Source organism: Chryseobacterium sp. C3 (assembly GCF_014218905.1).
Classification (GTDB): Bacteria; Bacteroidota; Bacteroidia; order Flavobacteriales; family Weeksellaceae; genus Chryseobacterium; species Chryseobacterium mucoviscidosis.
The window spans coordinates 427844-445153 of record NZ_JACLCU010000005.1 but is presented as its reverse complement, the minus strand read 5'-3'; the positions used below and the strand labels follow the sequence as shown (position 1 = coordinate 445153).

The following is a 17310-nucleotide window of genomic DNA, read 5'->3' as shown; positions in this document are numbered from 1 at the left end:
AATTGAAATAACTTTTACAGATTATTATTGATGGCATCCTGCGTTTTGTCGACTCCGAAGCTGATGAATGCGCCTACAAAAACAAAGGTATTTACAGGCGGAACAACCGCTGAACTCCTTGATCCGTCCATTGAGAAATTGTAACCATATATATTTTTCGATCCTAAAATATTGGATACACTCAATACGAGAACGGTAAATGTTTTTGAGTCTTTCTTTCCTAAATTGGGAAGATAATTTACACTGAAATTTAACGCGGTGTAATCTTTCAGACTGCCTTCGTGTCTTACGAAATATTTCTGTTCACCATTCAAGTCCTGCGTTGCGATGTCGTAATACGGACGGCCTTTTGCGTAGGTGTAGGAAATATTGAAGCCTGTTTTCCATTCCGGAACAAATCTTTTGGCTACTGCAGAAAGGGTATGTTCGGAAGCGAAATTCGGTTTTAAACTCATCGGATAATTCATAAAATCTCTTTTTGAATCTAAGAATGAATAGCTGATCCAGTAATCTATATTGTCGAATGTTTTTTTGTCTCTCCAAAATAATTCCAGTCCTTTTGCATAGCCAAAACCGCTGTTGTTATCTGCTGTCTGTACAAATTGGTTCTGTCCGTCAATATACTGTAGGTTTTTTACCTTCAGAAGATCATCATATTTTTTGTAAAAAGCTTCAAATCTCAGACTTCTTCCTTCCATTGTTCTCTGCACCTGAAAGATATAATGCTGTGATTTCTGGAAGTCTAAATTTGCAGGACCGTTGATGTATCTGCTTTCGGGATTCTGATAAAAAAGTCCGTAAGCGAAAGAGGTAGTCCAGTCTTTGGCAAGACGATACGCTAAAGCCAGTCTAGGTGCAATATTGCTTTTCCCAAGATAGGAAGAATGCTCTGCTCTCACTCCTATTTTTGCTGATAACTGATTGCTGAACCCTAAATCTGTTTCTGCAAACGCTGAAGAGATCAGGTCTTTGTAGTTTTTCGTTACAAAATCGTTAAAATTTAATTTTTCGCTGGTACTGTTGAATTCAAAACCTCCTCTTAATGCGCTGATTTTATTTATTTTTCTTTCTAAAACTGTCTTGAAATTGATGTAATTTCCGTCATTCAGAAGTTTTGTGGTTCCGGTTTGGGTTTCGCCTTTTTGGGTTGAAAAATCAAGGTCTGATTGATTATAGGAATAAGATGCTCCTGCATTTAGCAAATATTTTCCAAATTTCTGCTTGAAAGAGAGATTATGATAGGTATTTTTTCCTTTCAGTTTCACGAGAGACAGGTCATAATCTTCCGGTTCCAGACTTGGAGTCTGCACTGCCATTCTGTTGGAATCATATTTTCCATAATATTTGAAAAATCCGCCTGATTTTGTTTTAAATCTGAAATTCAGATCGCTGTTTATACTTTGTGGAGCTTCAGAGAAATTCGTGTTGAAATTGAAAATTTCCTGCATCAGCTTTAAGTTGGAATAGCCAAGACTTGCTCCGTAAGAATAGTTGTTATTATTGCCCAATCTCTGAAATCCTGCGTTTAAAAAGATCGGAGAAACACCGAAATCGTAAGAACTCTGATCCGGAAGATCCACACTTTCCAGCATCAGTGCCCCCGAAAGAGCCTGACCGTACAATGCAGAATATCCGCCGCTTGAGAAAACATTTCCTTTGAAAAGAGAGGTATTAAAACGGTCTCTTCCTGCAATTCCCGGAACTGAATTGGAGAAATAATTATTGATTAAGCTTCCATCCATGAAAATTCTGGATTCTGCTCCTGTTCCTCCACGGATGAAAAGACCTTCTGTTTCGCCTACTTTCTGAACTCCCGGAAGATACGTTAATGCCGATGTAATCTGTCCGTCCGCTCCGGCTGTTGTGTAGATATCAATCGGAGTAAGTAAAGCTGTTGCTCTTTTTTTGTCGCTTGCTTCGATAGAACCCGCTGAAACGACTACCGCATCAATTTCATTAATTTGCTCTTTCAGTTCTGCATTTACAGAAACTTCCTGATTTTCAATAACAATCGGTTTTTCAACATCAATGTATTTCGGATGGGTAAAAACTAAAACACGGCTGCCTTTTTCTGTGGTTTCGAAAGAGAAATTTCCGTTGGCATCTGTTGTTGCGCCGTCGTAAGTATCTTTCAATGTTATATTTACCTCTCCTACTCCTTTATTTTTGTATGTTACTTTTCCCGAAATTCTGGTTTGAGCAAAACTTAGTGCAAATGATAAAAAAGTGGTAAGAAATAATAATTTTGTTTTCATAGCTGTTTTATTTCGATTCAAAATTATAACGAATTTTCGCTGCTTTTAAATTTTTGTTGCTGAGTGGTCGTTTTTGGAATCTGAATGGTTGTTTTTGATTTTTTGGTGCTGAAAATTTACTTTGTAAAAATATTGACCACCCCGTCAAAAATTCTTTGAATTTTCGCCACCCCTCCAAAGGAGGGGAATTTTACCACTATCTAAACTGAGTTCGGGATAAATCTTCTTAAACGCAAGGTTAAACAAGGAGATTCAATTATCAGGAATTCAGCTTTTAAGATATACAAAGGCGTAAAACTTATCAAAGTAATACCATTTTCGTCTTTTTTAAATAAACGAATTGCCTTTGTTGAGCTTACCAACTTTCAGTAAGTAAAATAATCTTTTGTTTTTCTTTGCGATACATTAATAAAACACTACAAATCAATTATTTAAAATCATTCCTTATCCCAAACTGAGGCTATTTACATTATTAAACTGCGCTGAATTTAATGGATGGGAATGCAGAAATCGACGAGCATTTTTCCTTCGGGATGTTCTTTGTAATTGGTATGGTAGATTTCGAAAGGAAAAGTTTTTCGTACTGAATAATGGTTTTCATTCATCCATAGAAAAAGGGAAACCCAGCATTGTTCAAAGTCATTTAAGGTAACTTCTCCGCTTCCGACAATGAATTTTCCGGCTTCAAGGGTTTCTGGGAAAATCTGGTTTTCCTGCTGTTGTAATTTTTCCTGCAAAAGCATACAGGCGTGAATCTGTACTTTATCGGGCGGAGTAACTTTAAAGCTGTCGTGATAAACGGAAATCATTTTTAGATTCTCTCGGGGAAATAGTTTTTTCTCGGTTGCCCAATCTATTAAGGTGTTGTAAGAGGATTCAACATTAGCAATTCCAAGGCTCATTACTGCTGCGAGATTCATCTCCGGAAGTTCGGTAACTTTAATTTTTAAATTCATTGATGTCCATTTTAACAGGTTTTCTATATTGCAAATGTATTGTTGGAAAACTGCATCCGTTTGTCCGTTCTTGCTTTGTTTTAATTGAATTTTATGAAATTTTTCGGGAGCCGATTTTCTGAATTCTGAGGGAGATTTTCCGTAATGCTTTTTAAATGATTTGTTAAACGCAGAATGGTTGGAGAAACCTAATTCAAGATAAATATTTTTTACACTTATGTTCTTTTTTACAGCTAAACAAAAGGCGCTTTTTTCAATTCTTTTGCGGATGATATAGCTTTGAAGGGTTTCATTGGTCATCAGTCTGAAAACCCTGTGAAAATGAAAGGGAGAATACGCTGCAACTTCCGCAACTTTTTCTAAAGAAAGTTCGGTATCGAGATTGTTATCAATGTACTGAATAGCTTTCACCATTCTTTTTGTATATTCTTCCAAGTTAAAAGCATTTCCTGCAAAGGTATCGACATCGGATGAAATTGGTTTGTCTTTTATTGCTATTGATGAAAAAAGAAAGGAATCGTAATGCGCTTTGAAAAATGTTGTCTAACTTTATCCAACAATCACTTTAAATCATTTAAAAATGAAAGGTACAACATTAGCATTATTGGCAGGATGTGCGTTTTTTGCGGTTTCATGCGGAACAACAAATACGTATCAGATCCTTTCCAAAAGCAACACACAAACGGGCGGAACGGCAAAGTTTACCCAAAAAGGAGATGAAGTTGTTATGAAACTGGATGTTACGAATCTTACTCCGGGAATTCATGCGGTACACATCCACGAAAAGGGAGACTGTTCTGCAGCAGACGGAACTTCAACGGGAGGACACTGGAATCCATCGAAAAACGATCACGGAAAATGGGGCGCTGAACATTTCCACATGGGAGATATCGGAAATCTTACGGCAAATCAGGATGGTGTGGCAACGCTGACTTTTAAAACCAATAAGTGGTGTCTCGGATGTTCTGATGAGTTTAAAAATATCATCGGAAAAGGAATGATTATTCACGCCGCAGCCGACGATTTTCATACGCAGCCAACCGGAAATGCAGGAGGAAGAGTGGGTTGTGTGGAGATTAAGTAGTTTACTGCTTTTATCAGTAAAAAATACCGCTACTTTTTGTTAGCGGTATTTTTATATTTTGATCTGAATATTAAGATTTTACACTCATGTCTGTAATGATGTTCATTGCTTCCTGAAGGTAAAGGTCTTTTTTAAGATTTTTGATCCAGATTTCAGATTTTTTCTTGAAGGCTTCATCTTTTTTCTCTCTTTCAATTTCATTCTGATATAAAGTAAACTGAAGACCGTTTTCAAATTTCGTAAGAGACTTGAACTTCTCAATCTGTGCTTTTCTCTGCTTCATCAGTTCATTGAATTTATTGATATTCAAAGTAATGGTTTCTTCTTTATCCAGCTGTTCTCTCCACTGAGCGGATTCTAACAGCAACTGATATTTTGCATTTTTAGCCATTCTGTCGTTGCTTGCTTTTTCCAACGCCTGAATGTTGAAATAATTAAGCTTCTGGAAACTTGTAGAAGGAATTTTATCCCAAGCCAATGCATAATCATCATATCTTTCTCCTACTTCAGCATATGTGAAAAGATCTTTCATCTGAATATCTGAAACAATTCCTTTTCTCTGGGTAGATTCTCCTGTAATTTTGTAGAATTTCTGGATGGTCAGTTTTAAAGATCCGAAATCGTCTTCTGTGTTTAAGAATCTGTTCAGATCCACAAAAGTCTGCACGGTTCCTTTTCCGAATGATTGAGGCGAACCGATAATCATCGCTCTTCCGTAATCCTGCATCACACCTGCTAAAATTTCTGAAGCTGAAGCGGAAAGTTCGTTCTGCATAATCACCAGTGGTCCTGTCCAGATCGGAGTTTCATTTTTATTTTTTAAGGTCTGAATTTTCCCGTTTCCGTCTTTTACCTGAACATATGGTCCTGCCTGCATGAAAAGACCCATGATGTCTCCCACTTCAGTTAAGGAACCTCCACCGTTGTTTCTAAGATCCAGAACAATTCCTTCTATTCCCTGAGCTTTAAGCTTGATGATTTCGTTTTTAATATCATCAGAAGCATTTCTTCCGTTGGGATTTTCAAAATCTGCGTTGAAACTTGGTAAATTGATGAATCCGTATTTTTTACCATTCGGAGAGTTGATAATAATACTTCTTGCGAAAGTATCTTCAATCGCCACTTCTTCACGAATCATGGTAACTTCTTTTATCGTTCCGTCTTTTTTCTGAACGGTTAAAGTAACCGGAGTTCCTTTTTCTCCTCTGATGAGTCTTACGGCTTCATCAGAAAGCATTCCCACAACATTTACGGCATCTTCTTTCGGTTTAGATTTTACTTTTAAAATTTTATCTCCTTCGGAAAGCTGCTTGGATTTCCACGCCGGAGCGCCGATCGTTAAAGCACCCAGATAAAGATTTCCTTTTTTCTCCTGAATAATGGCCCCGATTCCGATCACTTTTCCGGTGAAATTGGTATCGAAATCTTCTTTATCCTTTGGAGAATAGTAGTTGGTGTGCGGATCGAAAACTTCTGTATAGGCATTCATATACACTGTAAACCAATCCATTTTCTTTCTCTTTTTGAATCTCGTAAAGGTTTCTTTTACAAGATCTTTCACCTCATCGGTTGCTTTTTTAAGCTTCTGATCCGGCGCAAGAGGCTGATATTTTATGGTATCTTTCAGATTATATTTCTGTACAGAATCTTTTTTCTCTTTCTGAGCTTCTTCTTTGCTGTTCATCGATTCAATTTCCTGAAGGATATTGTATTTGATGAATTTTTTCCACTCATTATACTGCTCCTGCTTGTTTGCAGGAACTTTTTTCATTTTCGGTTCTAAAATAAGCGTTTCATCTTCTTCCAGATTAATCGGTTTACTGAAAATATCCTGTGTAATTTTATCGATCTCGTCTACTCTCTGGTATAATCTGTCGATGGTAAGTTTGTAGAAAGTAAGATCTCCCTGGTTGATGTAATCATCCAGTTTCGTTTCGTGTTTGCCGAACTCATCCATATCGGACTGAATGAAATATCTTTTTCCCGGATCTACCATTTCAAAATAATGCTTATAAACATCCTTAGAATAGGCATCATTAATAGGTTTTGGGCTGTAATGCAAATAAGAAAGTGTATTTTTAACGCTCACCATTATCGTCTGCATCTTTTCGTCATCATTCTTTGGCGAGTTGAAACAAAACATTAGACTTGTTAATGGAATTAGGAGTAAAAATTTATTTAGCTTAAAATTTTTCCACATAAATCTGTAATGTATTTTTATTAATTTTAAAAAAGTATTGTAATAATGTAATAAGTAGTTATTTTTTATTCTCCGTTACAAACTATCAAATTTAATACCTTATTTCTAAATATCTGTTACTTTTAAGGAATTTTATTAAAATCCGTTTTCCAATACATTTTCTCTGTTAAAATTGTTTTTTAAAAAAAGAGAATTGTTAGTTTTTAAATTTAGTTTTCGCAAAAATGAATAAAAAGACATAAACATTTCATACAATAATTAAACGCAAAGTTTTTCCGAAGAAACTCTTTATGCTATATTTGTTACAATTAAAAAATTTATATGGAAAGACCACTTATTCTGGTTACGAATGACGACGGAATTACAGCACCGGGAATCAGAAATCTTATCAGTTTTATGAACGAAATCGGAGAAGTAGTTGTTGTAGCGCCCAACTCTCCACAAAGTGGTAAAGGTCATGCGATTACCATAAATTCTACTTTAAGTTACGAAGAAGTACATCTCGACGGTCCGCAAAAGGATTTTTCGTGCAGCGGAACTCCTGTTGACTGTGTAAAGATGGCTCTTGACAAAATTCTTCCGAGAAGACCGGATATTGTGGTTTCAGGAATTAATCACGGAGCAAATTCTTCCATCAATGTTATTTATTCGGGAACGATGTCTGCTGCTGTTGAAGCGGGTGTGGAAAGTCTTCCTGCCATCGGATTTTCTTTGCTGGATTTCAGTTGGGAAGCAGATTTTACACAAGCAAAAGAATATATTCAGAATATTGTAAGAAAAACTCTGGAAAACCCAATGCCGAAAGGAATTGTTTTAAACGTGAATATTCCGAAACTTCTGAAAGAGGAAATAAAAGGCGTAAAAGTATGCAAACAGGCAAATGCAAAATGGGAAGAAAGCTTTGATGAAAGGGTGAATCCTCACGGAAAAAAATATTACTGGCTTACAGGCTATTTCAACAATATGGACGAATCTGAAGATGCCGATGAAACTGCTTTGGCAAATGGCTATATCTCTATTGTTCCGGTGAAATTCGATCTTACAGCTTACGAGTATATGAATACGCTGAATGAGGTAATGAAGTTTGATTAAACATAAATATTGAGGCGTAAAAAAAATTTACGCCTTATTATTGTCCTTTTATCTTGAAATCGAAGATTCGACGTCGTCAAACAAAAGAACGAAAAATTCAAGACTTGGGAACTTTCGCTAAAAATTAATTCTGTTCTCTAAAAATTCTAAAACTCGCGCGAATTCAAGATTTGTTCTTCGGTTTAAACAGTCCTCTCGCGCTCAAACAGTAGAATTTTTTTAACGTTCACAGAAGTAATTTTCTTAACGCTCCATTTCCCTATGTCATTATTAATACAAAAAATTCATAAATAGCGGTGAAATTTGTTGAAAGAAATTAAAACAAAACTCTATCCTCTTTCCTCAATTCATCAAGATATTTGCTTTTATCATCACGATAAAATAAATTCATGGTTTCGAAAGGAATCATTTTAAGGTCTTTATTCACGATATGAACGCAGGATTTTTTCACAGCACGGACATCAAAATCATGCGCATCCATAAAATTCATGATGATAATTCTGAACAGGTTATCGTAATCCAGATTGGGTGCGGAAACGTCAGGAAGACAGCACAATAACTGATTAACTTTAGGTTTTACTTTATCTACAGAAATTCCGGTGCTGAAAATATCCAGAAGCTGCATCTGCAATCCGGTATCCTGTTCGTAAACAATGGTATTTCGGGTTTCATTGTTCAGTAAATCAGCAGGATTGATGTATCGTGTTAAAGGAATCGTTTCGCCTTCCAGTTTCAGAATATATCCCATCGCCAAAGCATCGGGATTACACGGAACCGGAATGATATCATCCGAATTCAGCAAAGGAAACTGATTTAGAATTTCCTGTCTTACTTCTGTTAAAGTAATTTTTTCATGAGCAGAATCTTCGCGGTTTCTTCCTGCAATTTCTACAGGCTGAAAAGTAATTCCGCGGACACATTTCTGTTTCAGGGCAAAGTCAATGATTTTTCCGATCTCGTCAATATTTTTATCTTTCTGAAGAACAATAACGAGGGTAGTCGAAAGATTTAGGGCATTTAATTTTTCCAACGCTCTCATTCGTACGTCCGTTAAATCTTTTCCTCTGAAATCTTCCAGAACTTCCGGTTTAAAGGAATCAAACTGAAGATAAATTTCAAATTCCGGAGCGTACGTTGCCAGTTTTTCGGCAAAACCGGGATCATTGGCAATTCTTACACCGTTGGTATTCAGCATTAAATGCTTAATAGGTTTCGACTTCGCAATATCCATAATTTTAAAAAATTCAGGATGGATTGTCGGTTCTCCTCCACTGATCTGAACGACATCCGGTTCGCCTTCATTTTTAACAATAACATCAAACATGGCTTCGATCTCCTCCAGACTTCTGTGACTTCCGTAATGCGGTGAAGACATTGCGTAACAGGTAGGACATGTAAGATTGCACCGATCTGTTACTTCCACAATAGAAAGGCAGCTATGTTGCTCATGATCAACACATAAACCACAATCATAAGGACAGCCATATTCTACATCGGTTCCAAAATGTACCGGAATTTCTGACGCTTTATTGTAGTTTCTGATATTTTTATAATACTGAACATCAGAAGCAATTTTAGTTTTGAAAAATCCGTGATCCGGACATCTTTTCGTCATGAAAACCGCTTCATCTTCAATAATGATCTTTGCTCCCACTCTTTTCAGACATTCCGGGCAAAGACTTATGGTATAATCGTAATAGGTATAATTTCTTACTGGCATAATAATTCTTAATTTATAAAGCTCCTCCGCAAATCATTCCGCTAATAATCAAACAAATAAGCATGGAAATCGTGACGGTTTGCCAAAATTGTTTCTTCGAAAATTCTTTATTCTTCCACTGAAAAATAGCTTCCGTAATTTTTCCAACTATAGATGAAATTCCAAAAATAGTTCCTCCAAATATCAAAAGTATTACTATTATGCTAATCAATAAATCCATCTTAATTTCTTTTACATTCCACCACAAACAACGCCGCTGATCAGTCCGCCAACAAGCATGGAAATCAGAACAGTCATCCAAAACTGACCCGTTGAAAATTTTCTTTCATTATTCCATTCGTAAATAACTTTTGTAATTACGGCAACAACAAGCGATATCATCAATAATACAAAGGCAATAATTCCAATGATCATTACAACAAGACCACCAAGATCTCCTACTTCAAGAAATATCAGTAATTTCATGGTTAAATATTTAAAGTGAAGTTACAAATTTTGTTTTTCTCAATTTTAAGAAATAATAAAAAATTACAGCTATACAAACAAGCTGTATGGTTCCTAAATTTCCTAAAATTTCTACTCTCGGCTTGATGAAGTCCAGCAATAGCCGGAAGCTAAAATAACTGACCATAAACAACTGAAAGACGAAACCTGAAGGATATTTTTTTGTATTCTGGATGATTTTTAAAACGATCCATAAAAGAATGAGAAACGCTATTTCATATAATGCCACAGGATGTCTGAGAAATTGGTCTCCCAGATGCATTCCGAAAATAAAATCAGTAGGAATTCCGTATGTTTCTTCATGAATTCCGGTAAGAAAGCAGCCGATTCTGCCAATAATCATTGCTAAGATCAGTGGATAGACGATCAAATCTCCGGTACTTTCTTTATGCCCGACAATTTTTTTTGCCCATTCAACACCAATTAAGCCAAAAGCCAATCCGCCAACAATTGTATTATTTGTCCAGATGGTTTTCAAATCAAAATGCTCTAAAAGTCTGATGGGGTTTTCGAGATTTCCAATTAATTTTGATCCGATTAATGCTCCCGCTGTTGCACCAATTAATACCGCAGCCGAAGTATTGAAAGACATTTTCTCTTTCGATTTTCGTTTTAGATAAAAATAAAACCGCATTGCGATAAAAATTCCTGCCCCTTCAAACAGCGGATGAGCGAGAATAGTTTTACCAAATAGGTGAAAGGTCACAGGAAATTCCATGGTTTCAAAAGTATTGTTTTTAATTAAAACTTACTCAATTATTATCCTGATTTTAAAATTGATCTAAACATTTTCTTTAAATTTTATATGTGGTTCTTTTGTCTTGAAACAAAAGAACGAAAAGTTCAAGACTTTGAATCTGAATGCTAAAAATTAAAATTCATTCCTAAAATTCACAAAACTTGCGCGAATTCAATTGGGGTCTTTTGATTAAAAATTTGCCTCGCGCTTCAAACAGTGGGAATTTTTTAACGGAATAAATTGTAATTTTCTTAACGCTTCAGCTTCATATGTCGATTTTTGTGATCGTATTTATGATTTAGTAAGCTTCTGAATCAAGATTTAAATTGTATTAAATAATTTTTGATTATCCGCTATTAATCATACTTTTTTTTTCTAACGCAAAGGACTCGCAAAGATTCTTTATATACTAACTGTTTTTAAGTTCGCAAGGGCGTTTCACTCAGCAAAGAACTCAAAGCTTTTTCCAATTATAACAAATAACAGACAATCATAAATAATTTATAAAATCCTTTTAAATAAAGATTAGAATCAATCTTTTTCATAATTTTAATTAAAATAATTATCCGAATTATGAGAATAGAATATGATATCAAACTGGGTTTTAAGGATGTAATGTTCCGTCCGAAACGTTCTACCCTGAAATCCCGTTCTGAAGTTGATCTTGAGAGAGAATTTACCTTTAAACATACCCGAAAAAAATGGCAGGGCGTTCCCGTGATTGCTGCCAATATGGATACAGTGGGAACTTTTGAAATGGCAGTGGAACTGGCAAAAGAAAAAATCATTACAGCGGTTCATAAGCATTATTCTGTGGAAGAATGGTCAGAATTTTTAGATTCTCAACCTGAAAACATTTATCAGTATATCGCATTAAGCACAGGAACCGGAAAAGCCGATGAAGAAAAGATAAAAACCATCCTCGAAAGACATCCAAAAATCGAGTTTCTCTGCATTGATGTAGCCAATGGTTATTCTGAGCATTTTGTGGAATTTGTGAAGAAGGCAAGGGCAAATTTCCCGGATAAGATCATCATTGCCGGAAATGTTGTAACCGGAGAAATGGTGGAAGAACTTCTGTTAGTCGGCGCAGACATCATTAAAGTCGGGATTGGACCCGGTTCGGTTTGTACAACGAGAGTGAAAACCGGAGTGGGATATCCTCAACTTTCGGCAATTATAGAATGTTCCGATGCGGCACATGGTTTAGGAGGTCATATTATCGCAGATGGCGGCTGTAAAGTTCCGGGAGATGTGGCGAAAGCTTTTGGCGGCGGTGCAGATTTTGTGATGCTGGGCGGAATGTTTGCAGGACACGATGAAAGCGGCGGCGAAATTGTGGAAGAAAACGGCAAAAAATACAGACTTTTTTACGGAATGAGCTCGAAAACAGCCATGGATAAACATTCAGGCGGCGTTGCAGAATACCGGGCTTCGGAAGGAAAAACTGTAAAAGTGGCTTACAAAGGTCCGGTTCTGGATACGGTGAAAGATATTTTAGGCGGCGTTCGTTCTACCTGTACGTATGTGGGCGCTTCCAAACTGAAAGAACTGTCGAAAAGAACAACTTTCATCAGAGTTCAGGAGCAGGAAAATCAGGTATTTAAAGATTAACAATTGAACAAAATATTTAATATTACAAACGGTGATTGTCTCGCTGAGCAATTGAAGGAAACAACCATTTCCGGCGAGATGATTATCTGTAGAGAAGCTTTAGTTGCAGGTTCTTTACAGGCTGAAAATCTGGATGTTTTCTGGAAGGCAAGATCAGAATTTATTGCTGAAAATTATGGTGATACAAAAGAAAATTATTACCGTAAAGTGGTTTCAGAATGTAATAAGATGATGCAGATTCCGGAAGATTCTGAAGTATATCTTTGGTTTGAAGATGATCTTTTTTGTCAGGTTAATATGTGGTTTTGCTTAACGCTGATTCCGAAGGATAAAAATATCAACATCTACCGGATTTTCCCAAAAGCATCGAAAGAAAATCAATGGAAGGGATTTTCGGATTCTGACCGTTTTGATTTGGAAAAAACATTAACCTCAAGAGTTTTATTTAAACAAAAGGATCTTGAATTGGGGCAGAATTTATGGGAAGCTTATCAAAGTAATCGTCAAAATAAATTAAAACAACTTTCTGAAATTCAATCTGATTGCTTTCGTTTTTTACCTGAATTAATTACCGCTTATCAAAACATTAATCCTGAAGTTTTTATTCAAAATTTAATACAGAAAGGCATAACAGATTTTAGTGAAGTTTTTGAAAAGTTCCGTGATGAGCTGGGAATTTTCGGATTCGGAGATTTGCAGGTGAAGCTTATTTATGACAAAGTTTTTAAAGAAAAATAGCACTTATTTTACAACAATGCTTTTCTTGTTGAAATATTTTTCCAACTGATCATTAACGTATTTTTTTTCCTCACTTGCGGAAGACAATTCATCAAAGTACAGTATTTTCGGCACTTCTCTTATTTTATCAATCTTTAAAGAATCTTCTTTTGAATTCTGAATTAAAGAAATTCTGCTTTTTATTTCTTCATCATACGCTTTCAGATCTGTTACAGCGATTTCCTGAACAAAATTATTCATGTTATAATCTATATTGAAACCCGAATAATTCTTATTGAAAAAATCTGTTTCCGGCAGAAAGATGACTAAAAAACTGATCCACCAAAATCTTTTTATATTCTCTTTTTTGTATAGTAAAATGAAAGAAAACGTGCTTAAAAAGAAGATGACAATGTTATCGTTCTGTCTTCCTACAATATTGATCAGATAGCCCAAAAACATTAAAGGTAACAATGAAATCATACAAATTATGCAAGCTTTGGTAAATTTCACTTTACTTTTTAAGGCAGTAAGTTCTTCAAAAAACAAAGCAGTAAATAAAGGAATAAGAAATACTGTTTTTATAAAAATATACCCAAAATTAAAAGTGAAAAAAGCGGCTCTTTTCGTCCACATCCAATAAAAAGCATCATCAGATTTTACCATTCTGTTGAAATTTCCGGGAGCTAAAAAGCTGATAAGAAATCCGATAATTCCGATGGCTAAAAGAATTTTATTTTCCTTTGATGGTTTTTCAAAGCCTATAAAGCTCAATGCTCCTAACAAAATCAGCGCAATGATTTCATTTGCCCCCATCAGAATAAAAATGATAACAGTGCTTAAAAAGAAGAACAGTTTTTTGTGTGATTGCTGAAACTTTCCGTAAAAAAAGAGCAAAAGACCTGATAAAATAACCGGTAAAAAGTAGACATTAGATCCTGTGATCCAAAAATAATGTTCCGGTAAACTGATTAATCCAACCGTATAAATAAAAAACAATAACAGGCTCTTTCTGAGCGCTTCAGCAAAGGAATAATTAAAATACAGTCTGAAATTTAAAATAATGACTGTAAGAAATGATGTCAGTAAAAATACAGGATAAATTTTCGGGATTATATTTAGCGGATCTTTTGAAACAGGATTTAGCATATTAATGGTATAGCCAAAATATCTTCCTCCCCAATGCATATAAAAATCGCATACATTCCCGAGAAATCCTAACTTCTTTGTTCCGTAGGAATAGATATAATCATCGGTCTGATACACATTAAAAAAGGAAATGTAAACCAGACCGATTAATAGTAAAACCGACAAGAATAAGGTAATATTCTGTACCGTTTTCATATTTTATGTCAACAGACCTCCGTCAACGTTTAACGTCTGTCCTGTAACGTAAGAAGACATTTCGCTTCCTAAGAATACACATGCATTTGCGATATCTCTGGTCTGTCCCAGTTTTTTCATCGGGATGGCTTCGTTCCATTTTTCTTTTGCTTTATCATCTAAAGCATCCGTCATTTCAGTCTGTATGAATCCCGGAGCAATTGCATTGCAACGGATGTTTCTTGAACCCAATTCCAACGCTACAGATTTTGTAAAACCGATAACTCCCGCTTTAGAAGCTGCATAGTTTGCCTGTCCTGCATTTCCGCTGATTCCTACAACAGAAGTCATGTTGATGATCGATCCTGCTTTTGCCTTCATCATGGGCTTAATTACCGCTTTGGTAAGGTTAAATACAGAATCCAGATTTACTTTCATTACTTTATCCCAGTCATCTTTCGACATTCTCAAAAGCAGATTGTCTTTTGTAATTCCCGCATTGTTTACCAAAATATCAATTTTTCCAAACTCAGCAATAACTTCGTCTACTAAAGTTTGAGCGGCATCAAAATCTGATGCATCAGACTGATATCCTTTAATTTGAGTTACAGAACTTAAAGTTGCTTCCAATTCCTTCGCTTTTTCTACAGATCCGGCGTAAGTGAATGCTACTTTTGCACCCTGTTCGGCGTACATTTCGGCAATTCCTTTTCCGATTCCTCGTGTAGCTCCCGTAATTAGCGCTACTTTTCCTTCTAATAGTTTCATATATGACAATTATTTTTCTTTATAACGTATTCGCCTTTTGAAAGTTGGCTAATATACAGCATTTAATTTTACAGAAATAAAACAGTGCGCAAAGATATTATAAAATGTTATTCAATGCATTTTAAATCACTTTTTTAGCGAAAATTTATGCCTGTTTTTTATCATCAACGCACATCATGTACGTTAATCGATGAAACTTCTGTCTTTTTGCTCTGTAAAATAGATGAATTCTGTTTCTTTTCCTTTGGTAAGTTTAATGCCTTTTTTATCCGGAAAAAACTTATCGTAGACAATTTCCGTTAAAGGTTCATTTTTGTCGTTGGTAACGCCGAATTTATTATCTTTTTTCACCACAAATTCGTTAACACCCAAAAATGTTGTGATGTCATCATAGACAAAAGGTACAATTTCATTACCGCTTTCATCCATCATGCCGTAAAAATTGTCTATGTTTTTCCCGACTAAAGTAGGATAAAGCTCAAAAGGCTTTACTTCTTTAAATCCTTTCAGCTCTTTATAATTTCCAGTTTTAGGAGAAAATGTGTAAAAGATTTCTTTTTTATTGACAATCAGTGTATTATGGAATATTTTTTCGATTTCGTAATCGTCATTCAGGATATTTTTTAAATTTTTATCCAGAATTTTTTCTTCGTCATCTTTTCTCAGATAGAGATATTTTTCTCCGGCAATGTTCAGACCTTCTACCCTGTCGTATTCCTTTGGAAAAACCACTTCTCCGTTTAAACGGACAACGGCAGTTTTTGGATTTTTCTGGTCCTGTGAGGTTTTAAACAAACCATTAAAAAGTGGGTTTACATAATGATAATCAAGATCATACACCTTCCCTTCCTTCTTAGAAAAAATACTTACTTTATCTTCTCTGGTAAGGTAAATGTATTCTCTTCCCACGAAAGCCTGTTCATACATTTCATCGGCAATGATGTTTTCTTTTTCATCAATAATTCCGTATTTATTTTTAGTAGTATCTAAAGTTACCAAATAAGGAAACGCATTGATATTGTCTACGTTATGTTCCGAAATGGTGCTTAAGGTTTTACCATTATTATCAATAACTTCTCCGGATTTTTCACCTTTCGAAAGATAAGCCCTGCCTTTGTAGAAACGAAGATCATCGGTAAAAGGACGGTCTGAAATCTGTTTTCCGTCAAAATCATAAATCAGCCAGACTCCATTATTTTTAACAAAAAATCTGTTTTCGCTTCCAAAAACTATTTTTTCAGAAAAAGGAATAATTTCTTTTCCGTTAAAATCGTAAACACATTCCTTTCCTTTTTTTGAATAAATCAGCCTGTCTTTATTTTCCCAGGTTCTGAATTTGAAAAGATCCATCGGAATTACTTCCTTTCCGGAAGCATCGATAATCGCTGTTTTTCCATTGGAATTTCCCGCTTTTACTCTCAAAACAAACCTGTTTTTCCATAAATGTGAAATTTCGCTTTTTGCAGGATACTCAAAAGTGATATTGCCCAGAGAATCTACAATTCCTGACTTTCCGGTTTTGGCATCAGAAATCATTCCGTATCCTTTGGAATAGAAACGGACTTCTTTGCCTATTTTTTTTGTTAAAAGTATCTGTTTGTACTGGTTCGTCTGCCCGAAACAGACCGACGAAAGCAGTACGAAAATTAAATTTTTCAATTAAATGGAATTATTTACGATGAGAACAATCTCACCTTTTAACGTTTTGCTTTTGGAAAACTCAATGAGTTCAAGAATTGTTCCGCGTTTGGTTTCTTCGAACTTTTTGGAAATCTCACGGCTTAAGCTAACCTTGGTTTCTTCGCCGAAAAATTCTTTTATCTGCTCCAGTGTAGTATTGATTTTATGGGGACTTTCGTATAAAACGATCGTTTTTTTCTCTTCCGCGAGTTGTTTCAGCTTCGTTTGTCTGCCTTTTTTCTGAGGAAGAAATCCGGCAAAAAGAAATTCGTTATTCGGTAATCCTGAAACCACCAAAGCCGGAACAAAAGCGGTTGCTCCCGGTAAACAGATCATTTCAATATGATGATCGGAACCTGCTTTTGCCAACAAATAACCCGGATCTGAGATTCCGGGAGTTCCTGCATCGGTAATAATCGCAATATTCTGACCGCTTTTAAGATCTGTAATTACTTTTTCCGTTGTCTGATGCTCGTTGTGTAAATGATAGGATTTTAAAGGCTTGGAAATCTCGAAATGCTTTAAAAGAATTCCGGAAGTTCTTGTGTCTTCGCATAAAATATAATCAACCTCTTTCAGTACATTTACCGCTCTGTAGGTCATATCTTCGAGGTTCCCGATCGGTGTAGGAACAAAATATAAGATTCCGCTCAAAATT

General features: G+C 35.5%; 15 protein-coding genes. 4 read left to right on the top strand and 11 right to left on the bottom strand.

Features of this window, described 5'->3' with window-relative positions; genetic code table 11:
- Positions 1-14 precede the first annotated feature (14 nt).
- Complete coding sequence (locus H6W53_RS13995; RefSeq protein ID WP_185207662.1) at positions 15-2255, bottom strand: TonB-dependent receptor; 2241 nt, start codon at positions 2253-2255, stop codon at positions 15-17.
- 488 nt (positions 2256-2743) lie between these two features.
- A complete protein-coding gene (locus tag H6W53_RS13990; RefSeq protein ID WP_185207660.1) occupies positions 2744-3646 on the bottom strand; it encodes a GyrI-like domain-containing protein in 903 nt (300 codons plus the stop codon).
- 145 nt (positions 3647-3791) lie between these two features.
- Here H6W53_RS13990 and H6W53_RS13985 point away from each other — a divergent pair, with 145 nt between their 5' ends.
- Entirely contained in the window at positions 3792-4295 is a 504-nt protein-coding gene (locus H6W53_RS13985; RefSeq protein WP_185207658.1) for a superoxide dismutase family protein, read from the top strand.
- A gap of 70 nt (positions 4296-4365) precedes the next feature.
- On the opposite strand, the gene H6W53_RS13980 is transcribed toward H6W53_RS13985, so the two are convergent.
- Entirely contained in the window at positions 4366-6495 is a 2130-nt protein-coding gene (locus tag H6W53_RS13980) for a carboxy terminal-processing peptidase (RefSeq protein WP_116098693.1), read from the bottom strand.
- 321 nt (positions 6496-6816) lie between these two features.
- Between H6W53_RS13980 and surE the strand changes: the two genes are divergently transcribed.
- The gene (gene surE, locus H6W53_RS13975) at positions 6817-7587 is read left to right on the top strand and encodes a 5'/3'-nucleotidase SurE (protein ID WP_185207656.1); all 771 of its coding nucleotides are present in this window, start codon (positions 6817-6819) and stop codon (positions 7585-7587) included.
- A 316-nt stretch (positions 7588-7903) separates the two neighbouring features.
- On the opposite strand, the gene H6W53_RS13970 is transcribed toward surE, so the two are convergent.
- Genes H6W53_RS13970 through H6W53_RS13955 form a run of 4 tightly spaced genes read right to left on the bottom strand, consistent with a single transcriptional unit; the run spans position 7904 to position 10529 of the window.
- A complete protein-coding gene (locus H6W53_RS13970) occupies positions 7904-9307 on the bottom strand; it encodes a radical SAM protein (protein ID WP_185207654.1) in 1404 nt (467 codons plus the stop codon).
- A gap of 13 nt (positions 9308-9320) precedes the next feature.
- Positions 9321-9527 carry a hypothetical protein gene (locus H6W53_RS13965; protein WP_185207652.1) on the bottom strand — a complete coding sequence of 69 codons (207 nt, stop codon included), beginning with the start codon at positions 9525-9527 and terminating at the stop codon, positions 9321-9323.
- 11 nt (positions 9528-9538) lie between these two features.
- Entirely contained in the window at positions 9539-9772 is a 234-nt protein-coding gene (locus H6W53_RS13960) for a hypothetical protein (protein ID WP_185207650.1), read from the bottom strand.
- Between the two features lie 10 nt (positions 9773-9782).
- A complete protein-coding gene (locus tag H6W53_RS13955; RefSeq protein WP_185207648.1) occupies positions 9783-10529 on the bottom strand; it encodes a prolipoprotein diacylglyceryl transferase in 747 nt (248 codons plus the stop codon).
- A 594-nt stretch (positions 10530-11123) separates the two neighbouring features.
- Here H6W53_RS13955 and H6W53_RS13950 point away from each other — a divergent pair.
- Together H6W53_RS13950 and H6W53_RS13945 are read left to right on the top strand one after the other, a co-directional pair.
- Positions 11124-12164, top strand: coding sequence for a GMP reductase (locus H6W53_RS13950; protein ID WP_076391039.1), 1041 nt, complete (start codon positions 11124-11126; stop codon positions 12162-12164).
- Positions 12165-12167: 3 nt separating this feature from the next.
- Positions 12168-12902, top strand: coding sequence for a DUF1835 domain-containing protein (locus H6W53_RS13945; RefSeq protein WP_185207646.1), 735 nt, complete (start codon positions 12168-12170; stop codon positions 12900-12902).
- A 3-nt stretch (positions 12903-12905) separates the two neighbouring features.
- Here H6W53_RS13945 and H6W53_RS13940 read toward each other — a convergent pair whose 3' ends face one another.
- The 4 genes from H6W53_RS13940 to rsmI all read right to left on the bottom strand — a co-directional run bounded on the left by H6W53_RS13940 (position 12906) and on the right by rsmI (position 17306).
- Entirely contained in the window at positions 12906-14225 is a 1320-nt protein-coding gene (locus H6W53_RS13940) for a DUF6056 family protein (RefSeq protein WP_185207644.1), read from the bottom strand.
- 3 nt (positions 14226-14228) lie between these two features.
- Positions 14229-14972, bottom strand: a complete 744-nt coding sequence (gene fabG / locus H6W53_RS13935; protein WP_087706694.1) for a 3-oxoacyl-[acyl-carrier-protein] reductase — start codon at positions 14970-14972, stop codon at positions 14229-14231.
- A 183-nt stretch (positions 14973-15155) separates the two neighbouring features.
- Positions 15156-16631 carry a WG repeat-containing protein gene (locus H6W53_RS13930; RefSeq protein WP_185207643.1) on the bottom strand — a complete coding sequence of 492 codons (1476 nt, stop codon included), beginning with the start codon at positions 16629-16631 and terminating at the stop codon, positions 15156-15158.
- A complete protein-coding gene (gene rsmI / locus H6W53_RS13925) occupies positions 16632-17306 on the bottom strand; it encodes a 16S rRNA (cytidine(1402)-2'-O)-methyltransferase (RefSeq protein ID WP_076391044.1) in 675 nt (224 codons plus the stop codon). It abuts the gene before it with no gap.
- Positions 17307-17310 lie beyond the last annotated feature (4 nt).

Excerpts from the sequence above, each read along its gene's own strand:
- H6W53_RS13995 (WP_185207662.1), bottom strand. The coding sequence starts at position 2,255 with ATGAAAACAAAATTATTATTTCTTACCACTTTTTTATCATTTGCACTA.
- H6W53_RS13985 (WP_185207658.1), top strand. The coding sequence starts at position 3,792 with ATGAAAGGTACAACATTAGCATTATTGGCAGGATGTGCGTTTTTTGCG.
- H6W53_RS13980 (WP_116098693.1), bottom strand. The coding sequence starts at position 6,495 with ATGTGGAAAAATTTTAAGCTAAATAAATTTTTACTCCTAATTCCATTA.
- surE (WP_185207656.1), top strand. The coding sequence starts at position 6,817 with ATGGAAAGACCACTTATTCTGGTTACGAATGACGACGGAATTACAGCA.
- H6W53_RS13970 (WP_185207654.1), bottom strand. The coding sequence starts at position 9,307 with ATGCCAGTAAGAAATTATACCTATTACGATTATACCATAAGTCTTTGC.
- H6W53_RS13965 (WP_185207652.1), bottom strand. The coding sequence starts at position 9,527 with ATGGATTTATTGATTAGCATAATAGTAATACTTTTGATATTTGGAGGA.
- H6W53_RS13960 (WP_185207650.1), bottom strand. The coding sequence starts at position 9,772 with ATGAAATTACTGATATTTCTTGAAGTAGGAGATCTTGGTGGTCTTGTT.
- H6W53_RS13955 (WP_185207648.1), bottom strand. The coding sequence starts at position 10,529 with ATGGAATTTCCTGTGACCTTTCACCTATTTGGTAAAACTATTCTCGCT.
- H6W53_RS13950 (WP_076391039.1), top strand. The coding sequence starts at position 11,124 with ATGAGAATAGAATATGATATCAAACTGGGTTTTAAGGATGTAATGTTC.
- H6W53_RS13940 (WP_185207644.1), bottom strand. The coding sequence starts at position 14,225 with ATGAAAACGGTACAGAATATTACCTTATTCTTGTCGGTTTTACTATTA.
- fabG (WP_087706694.1), bottom strand. The coding sequence starts at position 14,972 with ATGAAACTATTAGAAGGAAAAGTAGCGCTAATTACGGGAGCTACACGA.